The organism is Ruegeria sp. AM2 (assembly GCF_056540685.1).
Window position 1 is genome coordinate 32626 of the sequence record NZ_JBQFXE010000008.1, and the last position, 15814, is coordinate 48439.

18 protein-coding genes are annotated in these 15814 nt (G+C 57.6%); 9 read left to right on the plus strand and 9 right to left on the minus strand.

From position 1 onward, the window contains the following. The first annotated feature begins 4 nt into the window (after positions 1–4). From ACR0CR_RS14520 to ACR0CR_RS14535, 4 genes are read left to right on the plus strand one after another with little or no spacing between them, the layout of a single operon-like run. The gene (locus tag ACR0CR_RS14520) at positions 5–1078 is read left to right on the plus strand and encodes an ABC transporter permease (RefSeq protein WP_480600232.1); all 1074 of its coding nucleotides are present in this window, start codon (positions 5–7) and stop codon (positions 1076–1078) included. Next, positions 1078–1854: an ATP-binding cassette domain-containing protein gene (locus ACR0CR_RS14525; protein ID WP_480600234.1), complete on the plus strand. Its 777-nt coding sequence runs from the start codon at positions 1078–1080 to the stop codon at positions 1852–1854. Before ACR0CR_RS14520 ends, ACR0CR_RS14525 begins: the two co-directional genes overlap by 1 nt. Then, positions 1851–2489, plus strand: a complete 639-nt coding sequence (locus tag ACR0CR_RS14530; RefSeq protein WP_480600236.1) for an AAA family ATPase — start codon at positions 1851–1853, stop codon at positions 2487–2489. Before ACR0CR_RS14525 ends, ACR0CR_RS14530 begins: the two co-directional genes overlap by 4 nt. Before the next feature lie 52 nt (positions 2490–2541). Beyond that, positions 2542–3000: a putative molybdenum carrier protein gene (locus ACR0CR_RS14535; RefSeq protein WP_480600575.1), complete on the plus strand. Its 459-nt coding sequence runs from the start codon at positions 2542–2544 to the stop codon at positions 2998–3000. Between the two features lie 36 nt (positions 3001–3036). On the opposite strand, the gene ACR0CR_RS14540 is transcribed toward ACR0CR_RS14535, so the two are convergent. Both ACR0CR_RS14540 and ACR0CR_RS14545 read right to left on the minus strand, forming a co-directional pair. Then, on the minus strand, positions 3037–3510 hold the full coding sequence (locus ACR0CR_RS14540; RefSeq protein WP_480600238.1) for a helix-turn-helix transcriptional regulator: 474 nt from the start codon (positions 3508–3510) through the stop codon (positions 3037–3039). A gap of 56 nt (positions 3511–3566) precedes the next feature. Beyond that, positions 3567–4079, minus strand: a complete 513-nt coding sequence (locus ACR0CR_RS14545; RefSeq protein ID WP_480600240.1) for a hypothetical protein — start codon at positions 4077–4079, stop codon at positions 3567–3569. Positions 4080–4316: 237 nt separating this feature from the next. Here ACR0CR_RS14545 and ACR0CR_RS14550 point away from each other — a divergent pair, with 237 nt between their 5' ends. After that, the gene (locus ACR0CR_RS14550; RefSeq protein ID WP_480600242.1) at positions 4317–4943 is read left to right on the plus strand and encodes a TIGR02466 family protein; all 627 of its coding nucleotides are present in this window, start codon (positions 4317–4319) and stop codon (positions 4941–4943) included. A gap of 7 nt (positions 4944–4950) precedes the next feature. Here ACR0CR_RS14550 and ACR0CR_RS14555 read toward each other — a convergent pair whose 3' ends face one another. Beyond that, entirely contained in the window at positions 4951–6450 is a 1500-nt protein-coding gene (locus tag ACR0CR_RS14555; protein WP_480600244.1) for a hypothetical protein, read from the minus strand. A gap of 156 nt (positions 6451–6606) precedes the next feature. Further along, positions 6607–7257, minus strand: a complete 651-nt coding sequence (locus ACR0CR_RS14560) for a peroxiredoxin (protein ID WP_480600246.1) — start codon at positions 7255–7257, stop codon at positions 6607–6609. Between the two features lie 218 nt (positions 7258–7475). Between ACR0CR_RS14560 and ACR0CR_RS14565 the strand changes: the two genes are divergently transcribed. Next, a complete protein-coding gene (locus ACR0CR_RS14565) occupies positions 7476–8915 on the plus strand; it encodes an aldehyde dehydrogenase family protein (protein WP_480600248.1) in 1440 nt (479 codons plus the stop codon). 50 nt (positions 8916–8965) lie between these two features. Here the strand turns inward: ACR0CR_RS14565 and ACR0CR_RS14570 are convergent, their stop codons facing one another. Next, entirely contained in the window at positions 8966–9403 is a 438-nt protein-coding gene (locus ACR0CR_RS14570; protein ID WP_480600249.1) for a glyoxalase superfamily protein, read from the minus strand. Between the two features lie 177 nt (positions 9404–9580). Beyond that, positions 9581–10432 carry a bifunctional helix-turn-helix domain-containing protein/methylated-DNA--[protein]-cysteine S-methyltransferase gene (locus tag ACR0CR_RS14575; RefSeq protein WP_480600251.1) on the minus strand — a complete coding sequence of 284 codons (852 nt, stop codon included), beginning with the start codon at positions 10430–10432 and terminating at the stop codon, positions 9581–9583. Positions 10433–10550: 118 nt separating this feature from the next. Here ACR0CR_RS14575 and nth point away from each other — a divergent pair, with 118 nt between their 5' ends. Both nth and ACR0CR_RS14585 read left to right on the plus strand, forming a co-directional pair. Further along, a complete protein-coding gene (gene nth, locus ACR0CR_RS14580) occupies positions 10551–11195 on the plus strand; it encodes an endonuclease III (RefSeq protein ID WP_480600577.1) in 645 nt (214 codons plus the stop codon). After that, complete coding sequence (locus ACR0CR_RS14585; protein WP_480600253.1) at positions 11192–12181, plus strand: adenosine kinase; 990 nt, start codon at positions 11192–11194, stop codon at positions 12179–12181. The genes nth and ACR0CR_RS14585 overlap by 4 nt, the downstream gene beginning before the upstream one ends. A 17-nt stretch (positions 12182–12198) precedes the next feature. Here ACR0CR_RS14585 and ACR0CR_RS14590 read toward each other — a convergent pair whose 3' ends face one another. Beyond that, the gene (locus ACR0CR_RS14590; RefSeq protein WP_480600255.1) at positions 12199–13038 is read right to left on the minus strand and encodes a DUF547 domain-containing protein; all 840 of its coding nucleotides are present in this window, start codon (positions 13036–13038) and stop codon (positions 12199–12201) included. Next, positions 13035–14408 (minus strand): radical SAM protein, encoded by a 1374-nt coding sequence (locus ACR0CR_RS14595; protein WP_480600257.1) that lies wholly within the window; start codon positions 14406–14408, stop codon positions 13035–13037. Before ACR0CR_RS14595 ends, ACR0CR_RS14590 begins: the two co-directional genes overlap by 4 nt. A 133-nt stretch (positions 14409–14541) precedes the next feature. On the opposite strand from ACR0CR_RS14595, the gene ACR0CR_RS14600 reads away from it, so the two are divergent. After that, positions 14542–15324, plus strand: coding sequence for an ATP-grasp domain-containing protein (locus ACR0CR_RS14600; protein ID WP_480600259.1), 783 nt, complete (start codon positions 14542–14544; stop codon positions 15322–15324). A gap of 3 nt (positions 15325–15327) precedes the next feature. On the opposite strand, the gene ACR0CR_RS14605 is transcribed toward ACR0CR_RS14600, so the two are convergent. Further along, positions 15328–15813 (minus strand): RNA pyrophosphohydrolase, encoded by a 486-nt coding sequence (locus ACR0CR_RS14605; RefSeq protein ID WP_480600261.1) that lies wholly within the window; start codon positions 15811–15813, stop codon positions 15328–15330. Position 15814 lies beyond the last annotated feature (1 nt).

Consider the following 15814-nt stretch of genomic DNA (forward strand, 5'->3'; position numbering starts at 1 on the left):
CTTAATGTCCGACACGTCACGACAATCAGACGATTTCGAATCCGCGGCCCGTGGAAGCCCGGAACAGGTCGCTGAGTTTGAAGATCACCGTCGGGGCCTTGTTGGGACGATCCAGCATTTTCTGCATGTGAACCCTTCGCTTGTCCCGCTGATTGTTCTTGTCGCCGCGATTGTCATTTTTGGTCTGCTGCTCGGGGCCAAGTTCTTTTCGCCCTTCGCCCTGACCCTGATCCTGCAACAGGTTCAGATCGTGGGCATTGTGGCGGCCGCCCAAAGCCTGGTGATCCTGACCGCCGGCATCGACCTGAGCGTCGGTGCGATCATGGTGATGTCGTCGGTGGTTATGGGCCAGTTCACCTTTCGCTACGGGCTTCCGCCGTCGGTCGCAATTGTATGCGGTCTGTTCGTAGGCACCGCCATCGGAGCGTTGAATGGGTTCCTGGTCAGTCGCATCAAATTGCCGCCGTTCATCGTGACTTTGGGCATGTGGCAAATCATATTGGCCGCGAATTTCCTGTATTCGCAGAACGAAACCATTCGATCACAGGACATCGAGACAAACGCGCCGATCCTTCAGCTGTTCGGGGCCAAGTTCAGTATTGGCGGCGCGGTGTTCACAGTTGGCGTGGTCTTCATGCTGCTGCTCATTTTGGTTCTGGCATATGCATTGCGCCACACGGCGTGGGGCCGACATGTTTACGCGGTGGGCGACGACCCCGAAGCAGCGGAACTGTCGGGGGTCAATGTGCATCGCACCTTGATGTCGGTCTACATGCTGTCGGGGCTGATCTGTGCCTTCGCGGGATGGGCCCTGATCGGTCGGATTGGGTCGGTTTCGCCTACGTCTGGTCAACTGGCCAATATCGAAAGCATCACGGCCGTTGTGATCGGCGGTATATCCCTGTTCGGCGGGCGCGGGTCGATCCTGGGCTCCCTGTTCGGGGCACTGATCGTTGGCGTGTTCACGCTGGGCCTCAGGCTTTTGGGCGCGGACGCACAGTGGACCTTCTTGTTGATCGGTATCCTCATTATCGCAGCGGTCGCGGTCGATCAGTGGATCAGAAAGGTGGCAGCTTGATGGAACCCATTCTCAAAGGACGCAATCTGGTCAAACACTATGGGCGGGTTACTGCGCTGGACCATTGCGATTTCGATTTGATGCCCGGCGAGATTTTGGCTGTCATAGGGGACAACGGCGCTGGGAAGTCGACACTGATCAAGGCAGTTTCCGGAGCCGTCGCACCGGATGAGGGCGACGTTTGGCTGGATGGAAAGAAGGTCAATTTCCATTCGCCCATCGATGCCCGCGAGGCCGGGATCGAGACGGTATACCAGACCCTCGCCATGTCCCCTGCCCTGTCGATTGCTGACAACATGTTCATGGGCCGGGAAATCCGGCGCAAGGGCCCGCTGGGCTCGTGGTTCAGGATGCTCGACCGCCCGGCGATGGAGAAATTCGCCCGCGACAAACTCAGCGAGCTTGGTCTGATGACAATTCAGAACATCAATCAGGCGGTCGAAACCCTGTCTGGCGGCCAGCGGCAGGGCGTTGCGGTGGCACGCGCCGCGGCGTTCGGCTCGAAAGTGATCATTCTGGATGAACCGACGGCCGCTTTGGGTGTCAAGGAAAGCCGCAGGGTGTTGGAACTGATCATCGACGTGAAATCGCGAGGGATTCCGATCATCCTGATCAGCCACAATATGCCGCATGTCTTTGAGGTCGCAGATCGGATTCATGTGCATCGCCTGGGCAAAAGGCTTTGTGTGATCGATCCAAAGGATTACACGATGTCTGACGCCGTGGCTTTCATGACCGGCGCGAAGGATCCTTCGCAAGAGGATCAGGCAGCGTGAGCGGCACAAACTCAACTCCTGAAACGATCGCCAAAGGTATCGCGGATGCGGTTGCGGCGCTGCCCATAACGCAGGCGCGGTGCCTGATTGCCATTGCCGGTCCGCCCGGGTCCGGCAAGTCAACGGTGGCAGGGCTGGCACGAGACGAGTTGGAAGCGCGGGGAACGCGGACTGGTCTGGTTTGGATGGACGGGTTTCACTATGACAACGCGATCCTGTCTCAGCGGGGCATGCTGGATCGCAAAGGCGCGCCCGAGACTTTCGATGTTGCCGGTTTCCGCGCCATCCTGACCCGTCTACTTACCGAGGATGAGGTCGCCATCCCCGAATTCGACCGCCCCCTGGACAAGGCTATTGCCGCACGTGCGCTGATCCGCGCAGATCAGCGCATTGTCCTGGTCGAAGGGAATTACCTGCTGTTGAACGAACCGGATTGGACGGACCTGCAAAAGCTCTGGACCTTGGCAATTTACCTCAATGTGCCTCGTGAAACGCTTGAGGCGCGTTTGGTCGACAGGTGGGTTTCACTCGGCCTGTCCGACAAGGCGGCCAAAGAACGCGCGCAGTCGAACGATATCCCAAACGCAAACCGTATCCTGAAAAACTCGTCGACCGGTGACCTTGTGTTTACCTGAAGCGCTGGTCGCGGTCTGGCCTTGAAGCCTTGGAGGCCGAAGATTGAAAATTGTGTCGGGAGGACAAACAGGTGTTGACCTAGTCGCATTGGATTTCGCATTGGATCACGGAATTCCACACGGCGGCTGGGTTCCTAAAGGCCGTACAAATGAGGCTGGTAAAATCCCGCTGCGGTTCGACAATCTGACAGAAACCGAGACCAGAGATGTCCGTGAACGAACCAAGCTCAACGTCCGGTCCAGCGACGCAACGCTTATCTTCATCGACGGGTCAATCAGCCCGGGCACGCAATTGACGATTGAATTTGCAGCGAAAATCGGAAAGCCGCATCTGGTTGTTGATGTGCGGGACGGGGCGGCAACCAGCGCGCAACAAGTTCGCACCTGGATGACAAGATTTCCGATAACCGTCTTGAACGTCGCGGGCCCCAGGGCATCCGAGGCCCCTCAGATCGGTGCTTGCGTTCGGGCCATCCTGAAACTGGCTCTGGACACTGGCACGCGCGAATAGTGCTACGCCACAGGCCTTCACGAGTTTCGAAGCAGACTAATCAACCACCAACAATTCATCGATCAGCGCCCCAAGCAATTGGGTTCGCGACTTAACGCCCGCCTTTCGATAGATTGAGTTATTCTGTGACTTCACCGTTCCGGGACTGGTGTTTCGCAAACCTGCAATCTCGGCAACGGAAAGCCCTTTGATCGTGAACAGGGCGACGTCGCGTTCCGCCTCGCTCAGCCCCCAACGGTCGAAGAGCAACTGCACCATCGAAAAGAATTCGCCCTGCGCGGCCTTAAGATGCCGTTCGACCTCGCGGTTTCTCTGGGTGAGCAGACGGTTGCTTTGCCAGATCAGCGCGACACCAACGGCAAAACCGAACAGTGTTGCAAGTTGAATGAGTTCATGGACAAACCAGCTGTCGCTAAACAGAAAAAAGCCGGTTACTTCGCCGACAAATTCAGCGACAAACGCAAGCCCCGATGCAAGGAACAGCCCAGCCCCCAATCGGAACAGTAGCAAAGAGCGTTTTCTGATGCCGCGGGTGCCCATTATTTAGTCAGCGCCGATGAGCAGGATTAGTCGTCATCCTCTCGGTCATCGCTCTCGCCTTCGGAATCACTTTCAGAGTCGTTTTCGGAATCGTTTTCGCTGTCACCTTCGCCGTCGTTGCCTTCGCCGTCACTTTCACCATCGTCGTTTTCACCATCGTCGTTTTCACCATCGCCATCCGATTCACCTGAATCATCGGACTCATCAGATTCGTCGTTTTCCTCGTGATCGTTCAGGTCTTCTTCATCGTCGTCTTCTTCATCGTCTAACTCATCGTCGAATTCATTGTCGTCGAACGCATCATCCCGCTCCGTTCGGTCGCGCACCACTGTTCCGTTCTTTCGCAAAACGATCTCACGTTCCGCACCCGGTGCGGTCGCTTCGACCCTGGTATTGCCAAACAATGTGCGGCTGATCTCAATTCTTGTGTAACCTTCGTCGGTCAGCATCTTGATGATGTCGTCGGTGGTGACCTGAGCAAGCGCGGTACTTGCCAAAAGGGCAAAGCTGGTGCTCATCGCGATTGTCTTTTTCGGCATATCTTGGTCCTCCGCGTGTTGAAGAGTGTTCTTTGCCCCGAATGAGACCACAAGTGATATGTCCGAAGAATACAACTTTGGATGAAATCCGTTCTTCTAACCCTTTTGCCTATCCATCCGTCTGATGCTGGATCGTATCACTTTAGACAGCCGGTCCGTTGCCTGATGGATTGGCACGCATCAATGTGCATAGTGAATTCGAGAATTTGACAGCACAGATCTACACGAGCCCGCAGAATGATTCAGCAGACAAAATACGAAAAGCTATTTTCCACACCGATCATGCGCTTTGAAGTGCCTGGCCACACAGTGCTGAACGCAGAGCTTCTTTTCGAATACGAAAACCTGCGCGCGGCCGACGACGGGGTTTCCAAATCAAATCGCAATGGTTGGCATTCCAAAGGAAACCTGTTCGACAATGACGCCCCCGCGTTCCAAAAAGTTCGCTCAGCAGCGAAAGAGTCTGTTTTAGAGGTGACCCGAAAAGTCAGTTCCAAAATTGATCCCGAAACTTTGAACCTGAAACTCTTTGCTTGGATGAACGCAAATCCGACGGGTGGATATAACGCACCGCACACGCATCCGGGGGCGCATTGGTCCGGGGTCTATTATGTGTCCCAGCCGGATATTGAAACCGGTTCGTCGGGTATGATCGAGTTCATCGACCCCCGCGCCGAGCTTTCACACTGGAAAATTCTGGACTCCAGCGCTTTTCGCATGAAACGCACGTTCCGGCCATCGGCAGGGGAGTTGATCATCTTCCCATCCTATCTGCTGCACTGGGTTCATCCCAACGAAAGCGATCAGGAAAGAATAACCATCGCCTTCAATGGCACATTCCGCCGCCCGAAGGCATCCGGATAAAATTGGATCATGCGCGCTGGTTTCCCCAGTCACGGTGGAAAGGTATGCTTAGCAAGTGTTTGTTTTGATGTGATATAACCCGCCGAACCAACCTTTTCTGCATCCTCGCCCTCGGCGCGATACCTGATGTCAGCTGATAAAGACGTCGGTCGTTAAAGGGGTTCACTACAAAATGCTCAGCATATGCCGAATACTCCAAAACGGGTCCCGAAGGCAGCATCAACTCGACATGTGCAAGATCGTATAGGCGTTCCTGCGCTGCCCGAGGTAGCGTATTTTTCCAGCTTTCGTACCGTGCAAGTAAACTCTCATACCTGCGCGTGGCGCTTGGGCTGCGTTGTTTTCCCGGCCGCAACCCCGCGAGCGTACGAAGGCCGTCAACGCTGTTGCACGGAACAGATCGATTTTCTTCCGTCCACTTGTTGGCTCGCGTCATCTCCAATCCGGTGCCACGCAGAACAACCTCCACCGGCGGGGTTTGGGAGATGTACTGCACCCAGTCTTTACGCAGGCCGGAACAAAATCCGGTGCGCAACAGCATTTTTTCATACTCCTCGTCGATTTCCGAAGTGGTAAGCGCGCCCTTTATCGTGGGCGATCGCCGCGAGATCACCAACATGGGCACCGTAAGCTGTTCCGCAAGCCGAACGGCGGCAGCCGCGTCAATCAATGTCGATTGGTTGAGTCTGTAGCAATAGAAGGTGCTGATCCGTGACAAATACGGAGTCGCGCACGCCAGTATAATGCGAGAATCCATGCCGGCAGTCACAGGAAGACCGCATTTGAACGTCTGTGTCAAAGCGCCGACATTGCGGCTGAGGCGTTCAGCGATTTCGCCAATGCTGGCTGCCCTGTCCTGATCGAGTTCAGCAAACTTGGTCGCCGGCCTTGGCCAATGTCGGTATTCTTGGAAATTATCCAGGGAAATAAAATGGTTAGGCTTGGCCCGTGTCACTCGGCGGTCGCTTGTTTCTCCGAACAACAACCGTTCCTTCTTTTCCAGCACCAGTTCTTGATCGATATCTCTGTGCGGCGATAGGGCGTTCGTGGCCAGCAAATGCACGCTTGAAGCGATTGTTCTTTTGACCGGGTCATAGACGACCGACAAATTCCCCGCCGGATCCAGATAGAAGCGACCTTGGTTTTGATCAAAAGTCAGAGCAACAAAACGCCCGGAAAGGTCTTCCAACCACGCCTCAAAAGACTCGATGTCGCCGTCATAGGTCTCTTCTGTCTGCAGACAATTTCCGCCAGCTGAGATCGCTATTCCGAGGATTGCAGCAAGTTGGCGGCTCTCGGTATCGAAGATGTGGCAGACGGGCAGGCTTGGACAATGTTGAACCCGCCAACCGGCAAGAGTGAAACTCTCCCAGCTATCGCTGAGTTTCGGGGTCTGTTCGCCCTGTTCACCTATCTGGAATTGATAGCGAAAAACCTCGTCAAACGACCATCCGTTTTTCTCGCATTCGATATGCCCGAGGGTGCGATCGCCAACTTGTTTTTCCAAATGCAAACTTTGCTCGTTTCTCAGCGTTTGATGGGTTGTCCATCAATAGCGCTCACTCGCACGTGGATACAAATCTTTTTGCTGCAACTTGACGCTGGCAATGCACCAAAAAAGCCACGGGAGGATGGGAAGGGAGAACCCCTTCCCACTTTGTTTTTATGAGGGCGCTTTGGTCTTGCGCAGGTAAGGGAAGATCGTCTCGAATTCGCCGAACTTCTCTTTCGCCTCATCATTCGAGACCGCAGGTGGGATGATCACGTCTTCGCCCGGCACCCAGTTGGCTGGCGTTGCAACGCCCTTGGACGACATCTGCAAACCATCCAGAGCACGCAGGATTTCGGCAAAGTTCCGGCCAACAGTCATCGGATAGGTCATCGACAGCTTCAGTTGCTTGTCCGGACCGATGATAAAGACCGAACGCACGGTGGCGCTGTCGGCAGGCGTGCGGCCGTCGGGCAAGTATGCCTCGGCGGGCAGCATGTCGAAGGCTTTGGACACGGCCAGACCGTCATCCGCGATGATCGGGAAACCGGGGTTGGCGTTGCCATAGGCCTCGATATCCTTTTTCCACTTCTTGTGGTCTTCGACGCCATCGACCGAAACACCGATCACTTTGGTGCCGCGCGCTGCCCATTCGTCATTCAACTGAGCAACCGCCGAAAACTCGGTCGTGCATACAGGGGTGAAATCCTTGGGGTGCGAAAACAGAATGGCCCAGCTGTCGCCGATCCAGTCGTGAAACTGAATGGTGCCCTGATCCGTTTCTGCCGTGAAATTCGGAACGGTGTCATTGATACGCAAACCCATGGGGCATCTCCTCTCCTGATGACAATTGACCGAGTCGGTCGCGGTCAACTTAATCACTTTGGCCTCAGGTTAAAGCTTTCCGGTCCCGGGTACAGAAAATTTGATAGTTGTGCCCGTTGACCGAGTTCGAATTGGCACTTGCCCGAATGCACGCGCAATGACAGTGTGTCCAAAAACCGACCGATCGGTCGAATCAATTCCAGCTCAAAGGTGACGATATGATCGAGAAACGAGATTTTTACATCAACGGCCAGTGGGTTTCACCTGCCGAGGCGCGTGATTTCGACGTCATCGACCCCTCGACCGAAGAGCCCTGCGCGGTGATATCATTAGGCGCACAAGCGGATACGGATGCCGCCGTGACCGCCGCAAAAGCAGCGCTTCCAGGCTGGATGGCGACGCCGGTCGAAGATCGGATTGCGCGGGTGGAAAAGCTGATTGAGATTTACCAGAGCCGCTCGGAAGATCTGGCGCAGGCGATATCGTTGGAAATGGGCGCGCCGATCGATATGGCGCGCACCCAGCAATCCGGCGCTGGCATCTGGCATCTCAAGAACTTTGTCCGCGCCGCCAAGGCGTTCCAGTTTGAGCGCCCGCTGGGCGACCATGCACCCAATGACCGGATTATCTACGAGGCCGTTGGCGTGGCCGCGCTTATCACACCTTGGAACTGGCCGATGAACCAGATCACGCTCAAGGTCGGCGCGGCAGCGATTGCAGGGTGTACAATGGTTCTGAAACCTTCGGAGCAAAGCCCACTGAACGCGATGATCTTTGCTGAGTTGATGGACGATGCCGGGTTCCCCGCCGGTGTCTTCAACCTTGTGAACGGGGATGGCGCGGGCGTGGGCTCTCAGCTGTCCGCACATCCGGATGTCGACATGATTAGCTTCACCGGCTCGACCCGGGCGGGCACGGCGATTTCAAAGAATGCGGCGGACACGTTGAAGAAAGTTCATCTGGAGCTGGGCGGCAAAGGCGCGAATGTTGTGTTTGCCGACGCGGATGAAAAGGCCGTCAAACGCGGCGTCCTGCACATGATGAACAACACCGGCCAAAGCTGTAACGCGCCCAGCCGGATGCTCGTGCAGCGCCCGATCTACGATCAAGCCGTTGAAACCGCAGCTGAAGTGGCGAACAAGGTCTCGGTTGGCCCGGCAAGCGAAGAAGGGCGTCACATCGGACCGGTTGTGAATGAATTGCAGTGGACCAAAATTCAGGACCTGATTCAGACGGGCATCGACGAAGGTGCCCGACTGGTGGCAGGCGGCACCGGGCGGCCCGAGGGCCTGAACAAGGGCTACTATGTGCGCCCCACGGTCTTTGCCGATGCCAACAATCAGATGACCATCGCGCGAGAGGAAATCTTTGGCCCGGTCCTGACCATGATCCCGTTTGATACCGAGGAAGAGGCCGTCGAGATTGCCAACGACACACCCTATGGCCTGACCAACTACGTCCAGACGCAGGATGGCGCGCGCGCCAATCGTATGGCGCGGGTGCTGCGATCCGGCATGGTCGAAATGAACGGCCAATCCCGCAGCGCGGGATCACCCTTCGGCGGAATGAAGCAGTCCGGCAATGGTCGCGAAGGCGGCGTTTGGGGTCTGGAGGATTTCCTTGAGGTCAAGGCCGTTGGCGGCTGGGCCGCCGAGTAAGCGCCCCACGTAATCCAGTGGTGAGGCACCGTGCGGTGCCTCGCTCTTTTTCAGGCAGGCCGGACAACCAATTGAGGCTCTCCGTCCGATGTTTTGCGCGTCGACCGGCCGTCCCAACCGATTTCTCCGGTTACGCGCTGCCGCAAAGACGAAAAACTGTCGAACCGGACCACATCCACAGGCGCATCAAATTGCAGGGTGATCCTGCGATGTGCACCGTCGCCCAGCAGGGTCAAACCGCGAATTTCAGCCGTAAAGAGCTGACCGAGGTAATATCCCTGAACCCGGTCACCCACGTTCAGATGCATGCGGTTCCCGGCCTTTGACCGCAACGTATTCCAGTCACGCGCGCCGTATTGATGCGCCAGCATTTCCAACGCTTCGCTGTGTGAGACCGGAGCGCTTGCAAGACGCAGACTTTCGCGCAAACGCTTGGCCTGAGCTTTGAGCTCGCCAATTGGCGGGATCGTGTTTGATATCGTCATCATATGCCTCGTTTCCTTGAACGGGCGCTTATTCAGGATGGGGTTCGCATTGCCATCCGCGCGCCAGAAAAAAGGGCAACAGATGTTGTTTCAACCGGGTTTCACCAAAGCCAGACGGCCGCGAACAGCAGGGGACCCGAACCTGCCGCGCCTTTTGGCAGCGCCAGGGCGATCTGTCAATCAAGCATCCGCCTGCGCGGCCTCATAGGCCAGCATGGCGCGTTTGACTGGAAGGCCCCAATGATAACCTCCCAACCCGCCGGATTTGCGTAGCGCGCGGTGACAGGGGATCAGCCAACTGACGGGGTTTCGCCCGACCGCTGTGCCCACGGCGCGCACGGCCTGAGGTGACCCAACCCGCTGCGCGATTTCGGAATAGGTTGTGACCTGGCCCGAAGGGATATGCATCAGCGCCTCCCACACCTTGATCTGCAGTGGTGAGCCGATCAGGTAGATCGGTGTCGGTTCCAACCGATCACTGACCGATCCGAACGCGCTGAGAACCCACGGGCGCAGGCGCATAGGATCCTCAACAAACTCGGCCTGCGGCCAACGCGACAACATATCCTCCATCGCGTCCTCTTCACCGGTCTCGGCACCGAAGGCCATGCCGCAAATGCCTTTGTCGGTACCCATGACCAGAGCCGGGCCAAAGGGGCTTTCGAACCAACCCCAAAAAATCGTCAATCCCGCGCCTTTGCGAGCGTATTCACCGGGGCTCATGGATTCCCACTTCAGGAACAGATCGTGCAGGCGTCCGCTGCCAGACAGGCCAACATTGTGGGCAGTTTCCAACGTGGTGAACCGCTCACGCAGCAACGCCTTGGCGTGGCCCAGCGTCAGGTATTGCTGATAGCGCTTGGGCGACACACCGGTCCAGCGCGAGAACAGACGCTGGAAATGGGCGGGGCTCATGTCCATCTGGCGGGCCAGTTCATCGAGGCTCAGCGCCTCGCCCCCCTGATCGATCAGTTCAATCGCGCGGCGCATGACGTTGTAGTGATATCCGCTTTCGGGCGTCTGGACATTCATGGCATTCACCTCGTTTCGTTTCCAAGACCATACCGCCAGCGCAACGCCCAAGCGACCCGGAACTTGCGCATTGGCTTTTGGCTTGTGTCACCGCCCTGCTGTCGGCATTAAGGCGCGGATGGCCAAGCAACTCGATTATCACACGATCCGCGAGATCTTTACGCGTTTCCATGACGCCGACCCCGAACCCAAGGGCGAGTTGGAGCATGTGAACGTTTATACTCTGGTCGTTGCCGTGGCGCTGTCGGCGCAGGCGACCGATGCAGGCGTCAACAAAGCTACACGCGAATTGTTCAAGATCGCCGATACGCCGCAAAAGATGCTGGACCTTGGTGAAGAGGGCCTGACCCAGCACATCAAGACCATCGGCCTGTTTCGCCAAAAGGCCAAGAACGTGATCAAACTCAGCCGCATTCTTGTCGAAGAGTATGGAGGCGAGGTCCCCAACTCACGCGCGGCTCTGCAATCGCTGCCCGGTGTCGGGCGCAAAACGGCCAATGTGGTGCTGAACATGTGGTGGCGGCAACCGGCACAAGCTGTCGACACGCATATCTTTCGCGTCGGCAACCGCACTGGTATCTGCCCCGGAAAGGATGTGGATGCCGTCGAACGCGCCATCGAAGACAATGTCCCTGCCGACTTTCAACTCCATGCACATCACTGGCTGATCCTGCATGGCCGGTACCATTGCAAGGCACGCAAGCCGCAATGCCCGACCTGCATCATCCGTGATCTCTGTCAATTCGAGGACAAAACCCTATGAAAACTTACCAGCTCACCGGTATCGGCAACGCCGTTGTGGACGTGATCTCTCAGGCCGATGACAGTTTTCTGGAGCTGATGGGCATCGAGAAGGGCATCATGCAACTGATCGAGCAAGAGCGCGGTGAGGTTCTTTACGCCTCGATGGAAGGCCGGGTGCAGACACCCGGTGGTTCGGTCGCAAACACGATCGCGGGGGCCGGCGCACTGGGTCTGGATGCGGCTTTCATTGGCCGCGTTCATGATGACGCTTTGGGCCGGTTCTATGCGGATGCGATGAACGAGGATGGGGTGGACTTTGTGAACCCCCCTGTTCCGGGTGGCGAGTTGCCGACCTCGCGTTCAATGATCTTTGTGTCTCCAGATGGTGAACGGTCGATGAACACCTATCTGGGGATTTCCTCGGAACTGTCGTCGCAAGACGTCTCCGCTGATGTGTCCGGCAATAGTCGGATCATGTTCCTCGAAGGCTATCTGTTCGACAAGGAAAAGGGCAAGGCCGCGTTTCTAGAGGCCGCGCGCACCTGCCACAAGGGCGGCGGCAAGGCGGGTATTGCAATCTCAGATCCATTCTGTGTGGAACGTCACCGGGTCGATTTCCTGCTGCTGATCGAGAACGAACTGGATTTCGTGATCGGCAACGAGGCCGAGATCAAATCGCTGTTCGAAACCGACAATCTTGAAGAAGCTTTGGCCAAGACGGCCGAGATTTGTCCCCTTGTCATTTGCACACGCTCGGGCGACGGCGTGACCGTGCTGTATGACGGGAATCGGGTGGACGTGCCGGTTGAAAAGGTGGTTCCGGTGGATGCCACTGGCGCGGGCGATCAATTCGCCGCCGGGTTCCTGTTTGGCATGGCCACAGGCCGGGACTACGAAACCTGCGCCAAGATCGGCAATGTCTGTGCCCGCGAAGTGATCAGCCATATCGGCCCTCGCCCCGAGGCGAACATGCAGGAACTGCTGCGGGCGGAAGGGTTGTTGTAAAGCGCTGAGCCGCGCGTTCAGGACCCCTTTGCCGCATCGTTCAACGCCCAGTCATACTCATAGGCGCTGACGCGCGAAACATCCTGCAGGCGCGCTTTGAGCTGCGGGTCAGCCGCAGTTTTGATATAGGCCAGAACGGCCTGTTCGTTCGGCCCGAAATCCTCGCGGAACCAGATGAAGATTTTCGACAGGATCAGCGCGCCCTGATCATTGAACCGGACCCCGCGCGGATCATTGACATAGGCGCGTTCAGCAGCCGCGAAGTCACGCTCCAACGTCTCGGCCTGCCACGCGCGGGTCATCAGGTTGGGGCAACCTACGGCGGCACAGTTCAGGGCATAGTGGATGCGTGGCTCATGGAACTCTGGCCGGATGATGCGATGCTCAATATCGTTCAGGGTCAGGGTCTGTCCAGCGACCACCACCATAGGCCGGTTCCATGGACCAATCGACAGCGGCCCGTCCTTGATGTCGCGGATCGAGGCGACGGGGTAGTTCTCAAGGATCACATCCACCGTCACGGCGTTATACATGTTGATCCAGTAGGCAAGTTGTTGATCGCGGGTCAGATCGGCGGGATTCACCGCCTGCAATTCCGCCAGATACCCGTCCAACCGCGCCTTGTCGGCCTGAGTGACCCGCGCATAGGCCACGCGGTTCACACCTTGCGCATCCGGCGCGACATACCGGTTCAGCAAAGCGGTCCAGACGCGATGATCCACCCGCTCTCCGGGCGGTGGAGCAGTGCAGGTCAGCCTCCTATCCGGCAAAGGCGCAGCGGCGGGCAAAGCCAGGCGCTCAACGCTGGCGCACGCGGTCAGCAGGGGCAGAAAAAGCAGGATGAGTAGCCGTTTCATGAGGCATCCTTTCTGGCCCGGCGCTGCGCACGCATCTGCCCCTTCAATCGTTTCATCGGTGCCAGTGCCGGATCGCTCAGATCCGGCAGATCAGGGCCATCGGACATATGTGGAACGGCGGCATTCCACCATTTCGGACCGGAGGGTCCATCAATGCGATCGGGACGGGCCAGATGCATGTCGCGCTGTGCGTTGTGAACGCACATCGACAGTGGTCCATCCGAAGTAGCGACCATGAACACGCACGAGGCGCAGCGATCCTCTTCCAGCGCATCCGCGTCCATGAAGTTGTGGATGAACACCGCCTGTCGTCGCACCGGGCCACGCAGCAGGCCAAACCCAAGTCGCAGGGCACAGCCTGCCAGATGGACCCCGGCACGCAGAACCAGCAAGGGGTTGCGCAACGCCATCCGGCGCACGCTATCGCGGATCAGCATATGCCCGTCGATCGAACGATCGGCCTTCTCCAGCGCGGCAATCACCCGCTGCACCAAGGGCGCGTTTGACAGAAGGGATCTGGCACGCCCTCCGGCGGTGATGACACTGGCGTAGCGGTTACATTTCGCATGCCCCACCGCCGCCGTGTCAAAATGCAACGGCGTTTCGTACCCGTCTTCAACCGCCCGTGCGACGCTGAGCTGTGTGATCTGCTCGGGCCGTTCCCGCAATACGCCGCGCCCGGTGTCGGCCTGCATCTGGAAGGACACAAAGGCCACGTCGGGCTGGTCCCGAAAGAACCGCGCCAAAAGCGGAAGGTCGTCGAAATTACCCTCGAACACAGTGGTATTGAACAGAATACGCAGGCCTAGCCCGCGCGCCCGACGGATATAGGCGCGGCGGACCGTGTTCAGGTCGATCTCGGTGTCGAAGCCCTTGCGCTCTTGCGTCATGTCTACATGAAAGGCCACATCGTCCAGCCCCGCTGCCGCGAGACGGGTCAGAAGCGCCCGGCTGGCACGGATGCCGTTTGTCATCAGGCAAGACCGCATCCGCAGACGCCTGATCTCGCGGCAGAGCGCCTCAAGATCTTCGACTTTACGCAGGGTTGGATCACCACCCGTCAGTTGCACCGATACGCCGGGACCATAATGGCTGTGGATCATCGCAAGGCGCGCAAACAGGACCGAGAGGGGGGGATCATAAACTATCTCGGCCCTGTCCGAGAGGTAACACAAGGTACAATCCAGATTGCACCGCTGCGTGACCTCAAGTGCGACGCAGGCGACGGGGTAGAACCGCCCCGCCGTTTGCCCGGCGTGAAACTCACCACTGTGTTGCAGCCCCTCCCGCAGGGGCGCGCGGCGGTCGGAACCGCTGAATCTGCGCCCGGCGGGGGCAATGGCGGGAATGCTGTGGGCCGTGTCCTTCATGCGGATCAAGCTAGAGGGCGGATGCGACCCGAACCACGCCCCCTCACGGCAAGTTGTCGTGGGGTGAGCGACTAGGATTGGTGTTGCAATTCAGCGTATGAACTGCACCCATTGGAAAAAGAGGTTCACCGGGATGCAATGGCTGCTTCAGGACTTTGAAGACACGCAAAAGCTGGCCGAGGCGCTGGACAGGTTGGGCATTCCCTTTTCCTGGCACAAGGTCATCCCGTTTGTCGGCGACCTGACCCCGGAACCGGAGATTACCGACCCGGACAACGTAGTTCTGTTTGGCTCTTACACGTTGTGGCGCTACGCCGCCAAACGAGGCCTCAAACCCGGCGTGTTCAAATTGCGCCCTTTCGTTCATGAAACAACGTGGCACCCGTATCTGCTGAACGGGTCCGACTCCATATTCCTGCACCTGAAAGACATCCCCGGCCGATTGCCCGATGACGGCCGCAGCTGGTTTCTGCGCCCGGTTGATGACAGCAAAGAGGTGCCGGGAACCGTAAAGACGACCCGAGACATCATCAGCCTTGCTCAGAACGTTCTGGCACTGAGTGTGGATGAGATACCCAAAGGGTCGCTGCGCCATGACACGCTGCTGATGCTCAGCCAGCCTACCCGCATTCTCAGGGAATGGCGGCTGTGGGTCGTCGGCGGCAAAGTTGTCACCTATTCCTTGTACAAAGAGGGCAAACGCGTCGTCTATCGGCCCGAAATTGACGACGATGCGCTGAACTTTGCACAGCGGTTGGTGGACCTTAACCCGGATTATTCCCCGGCATTCGTCATCGAAATCTGCCGAACGGAAGATGGGCTGAGAATGCTCGAGACGAATTGTATCAACGCCGCAGGGTTCTACGCTGCCGATCTTATGCGTCTGGTCGATGCGATCGAAGGGTTGGCAGAGTGATCGTCAGCCAAGGTACTCTGCAAACGCCTCGATCACCTGTTCATAAACCTCACGCTTGAACGGCACGATTTCCGCGACCAAGCGCGACGGGTCCTGCCATTTCCAGCGCGTGAACTCGGGGTGATCGGTTTCGATGTTGATCTGCTCATCGCGACCAGTGAAGCGCAGCAGGAACCATTTCTGCTCCTGCCCGCGATAGCGGCCCTTCCAGATATTCGGCACGATCTCATGGGGTAGGTCATAGGGCAGCCAGCCGGGGGTTTCGGCCACCACCTCGACCAGATCGCCGGTCACGCCCGTTTCTTCCCACAGCTCGCGCAGCGCAGCATCGCGCGGATCTTCGCCCTTGTCCACGCCACCCTGCGGCATCTGCCAGGCGTCCTTGTGGCGGTCGTTGCGCTGACCGACAAAGATTTTACCTTCGGCATTCATCAGCATCAGCCCGACACAGGGACGATAGGGCAATCTGGCAATTTCATCAGGGGTCATG

Bases quoted from the DNA above. Each gene is read 5' to 3' on its own strand.
- ACR0CR_RS14520 (WP_480600232.1), top strand. From the start codon at position 5: ATGTCCGACACGTCACGACAATCAGACGATTTCGAATCCGCGGCCCGT.
- ACR0CR_RS14525 (WP_480600234.1), top strand. From the start codon at position 1,078: ATGGAACCCATTCTCAAAGGACGCAATCTGGTCAAACACTATGGGCGG.
- ACR0CR_RS14545 (WP_480600240.1), bottom strand. From the start codon at position 4,079: ATGCCGAAAAAGACAATCGCGATGAGCACCAGCTTTGCCCTTTTGGCA.
- ACR0CR_RS14550 (WP_480600242.1), top strand. From the start codon at position 4,317: ATGATTCAGCAGACAAAATACGAAAAGCTATTTTCCACACCGATCATG.
- ACR0CR_RS14560 (WP_480600246.1), bottom strand. From the start codon at position 7,257: ATGGGTTTGCGTATCAATGACACCGTTCCGAATTTCACGGCAGAAACG.
- ACR0CR_RS14565 (WP_480600248.1), top strand. From the start codon at position 7,476: ATGATCGAGAAACGAGATTTTTACATCAACGGCCAGTGGGTTTCACCT.
- ACR0CR_RS14570 (WP_480600249.1), bottom strand. From the start codon at position 9,403: ATGATGACGATATCAAACACGATCCCGCCAATTGGCGAGCTCAAAGCT.
- ACR0CR_RS14575 (WP_480600251.1), bottom strand. From the start codon at position 10,432: ATGAATGTCCAGACGCCCGAAAGCGGATATCACTACAACGTCATGCGC.
- nth (WP_480600577.1), top strand. From the start codon at position 10,551: ATGGCCAAGCAACTCGATTATCACACGATCCGCGAGATCTTTACGCGT.
- ACR0CR_RS14585 (WP_480600253.1), top strand. From the start codon at position 11,192: ATGAAAACTTACCAGCTCACCGGTATCGGCAACGCCGTTGTGGACGTG.
- ACR0CR_RS14590 (WP_480600255.1), bottom strand. From the start codon at position 13,038: ATGAAACGGCTACTCATCCTGCTTTTTCTGCCCCTGCTGACCGCGTGC.
- ACR0CR_RS14595 (WP_480600257.1), bottom strand. From the start codon at position 14,408: ATGAAGGACACGGCCCACAGCATTCCCGCCATTGCCCCCGCCGGGCGC.
- ACR0CR_RS14600 (WP_480600259.1), top strand. From the start codon at position 14,542: ATGCAATGGCTGCTTCAGGACTTTGAAGACACGCAAAAGCTGGCCGAG.
- ACR0CR_RS14605 (WP_480600261.1), bottom strand. From the start codon at position 15,813: ATGACCCCTGATGAAATTGCCAGATTGCCCTATCGTCCCTGTGTCGGG.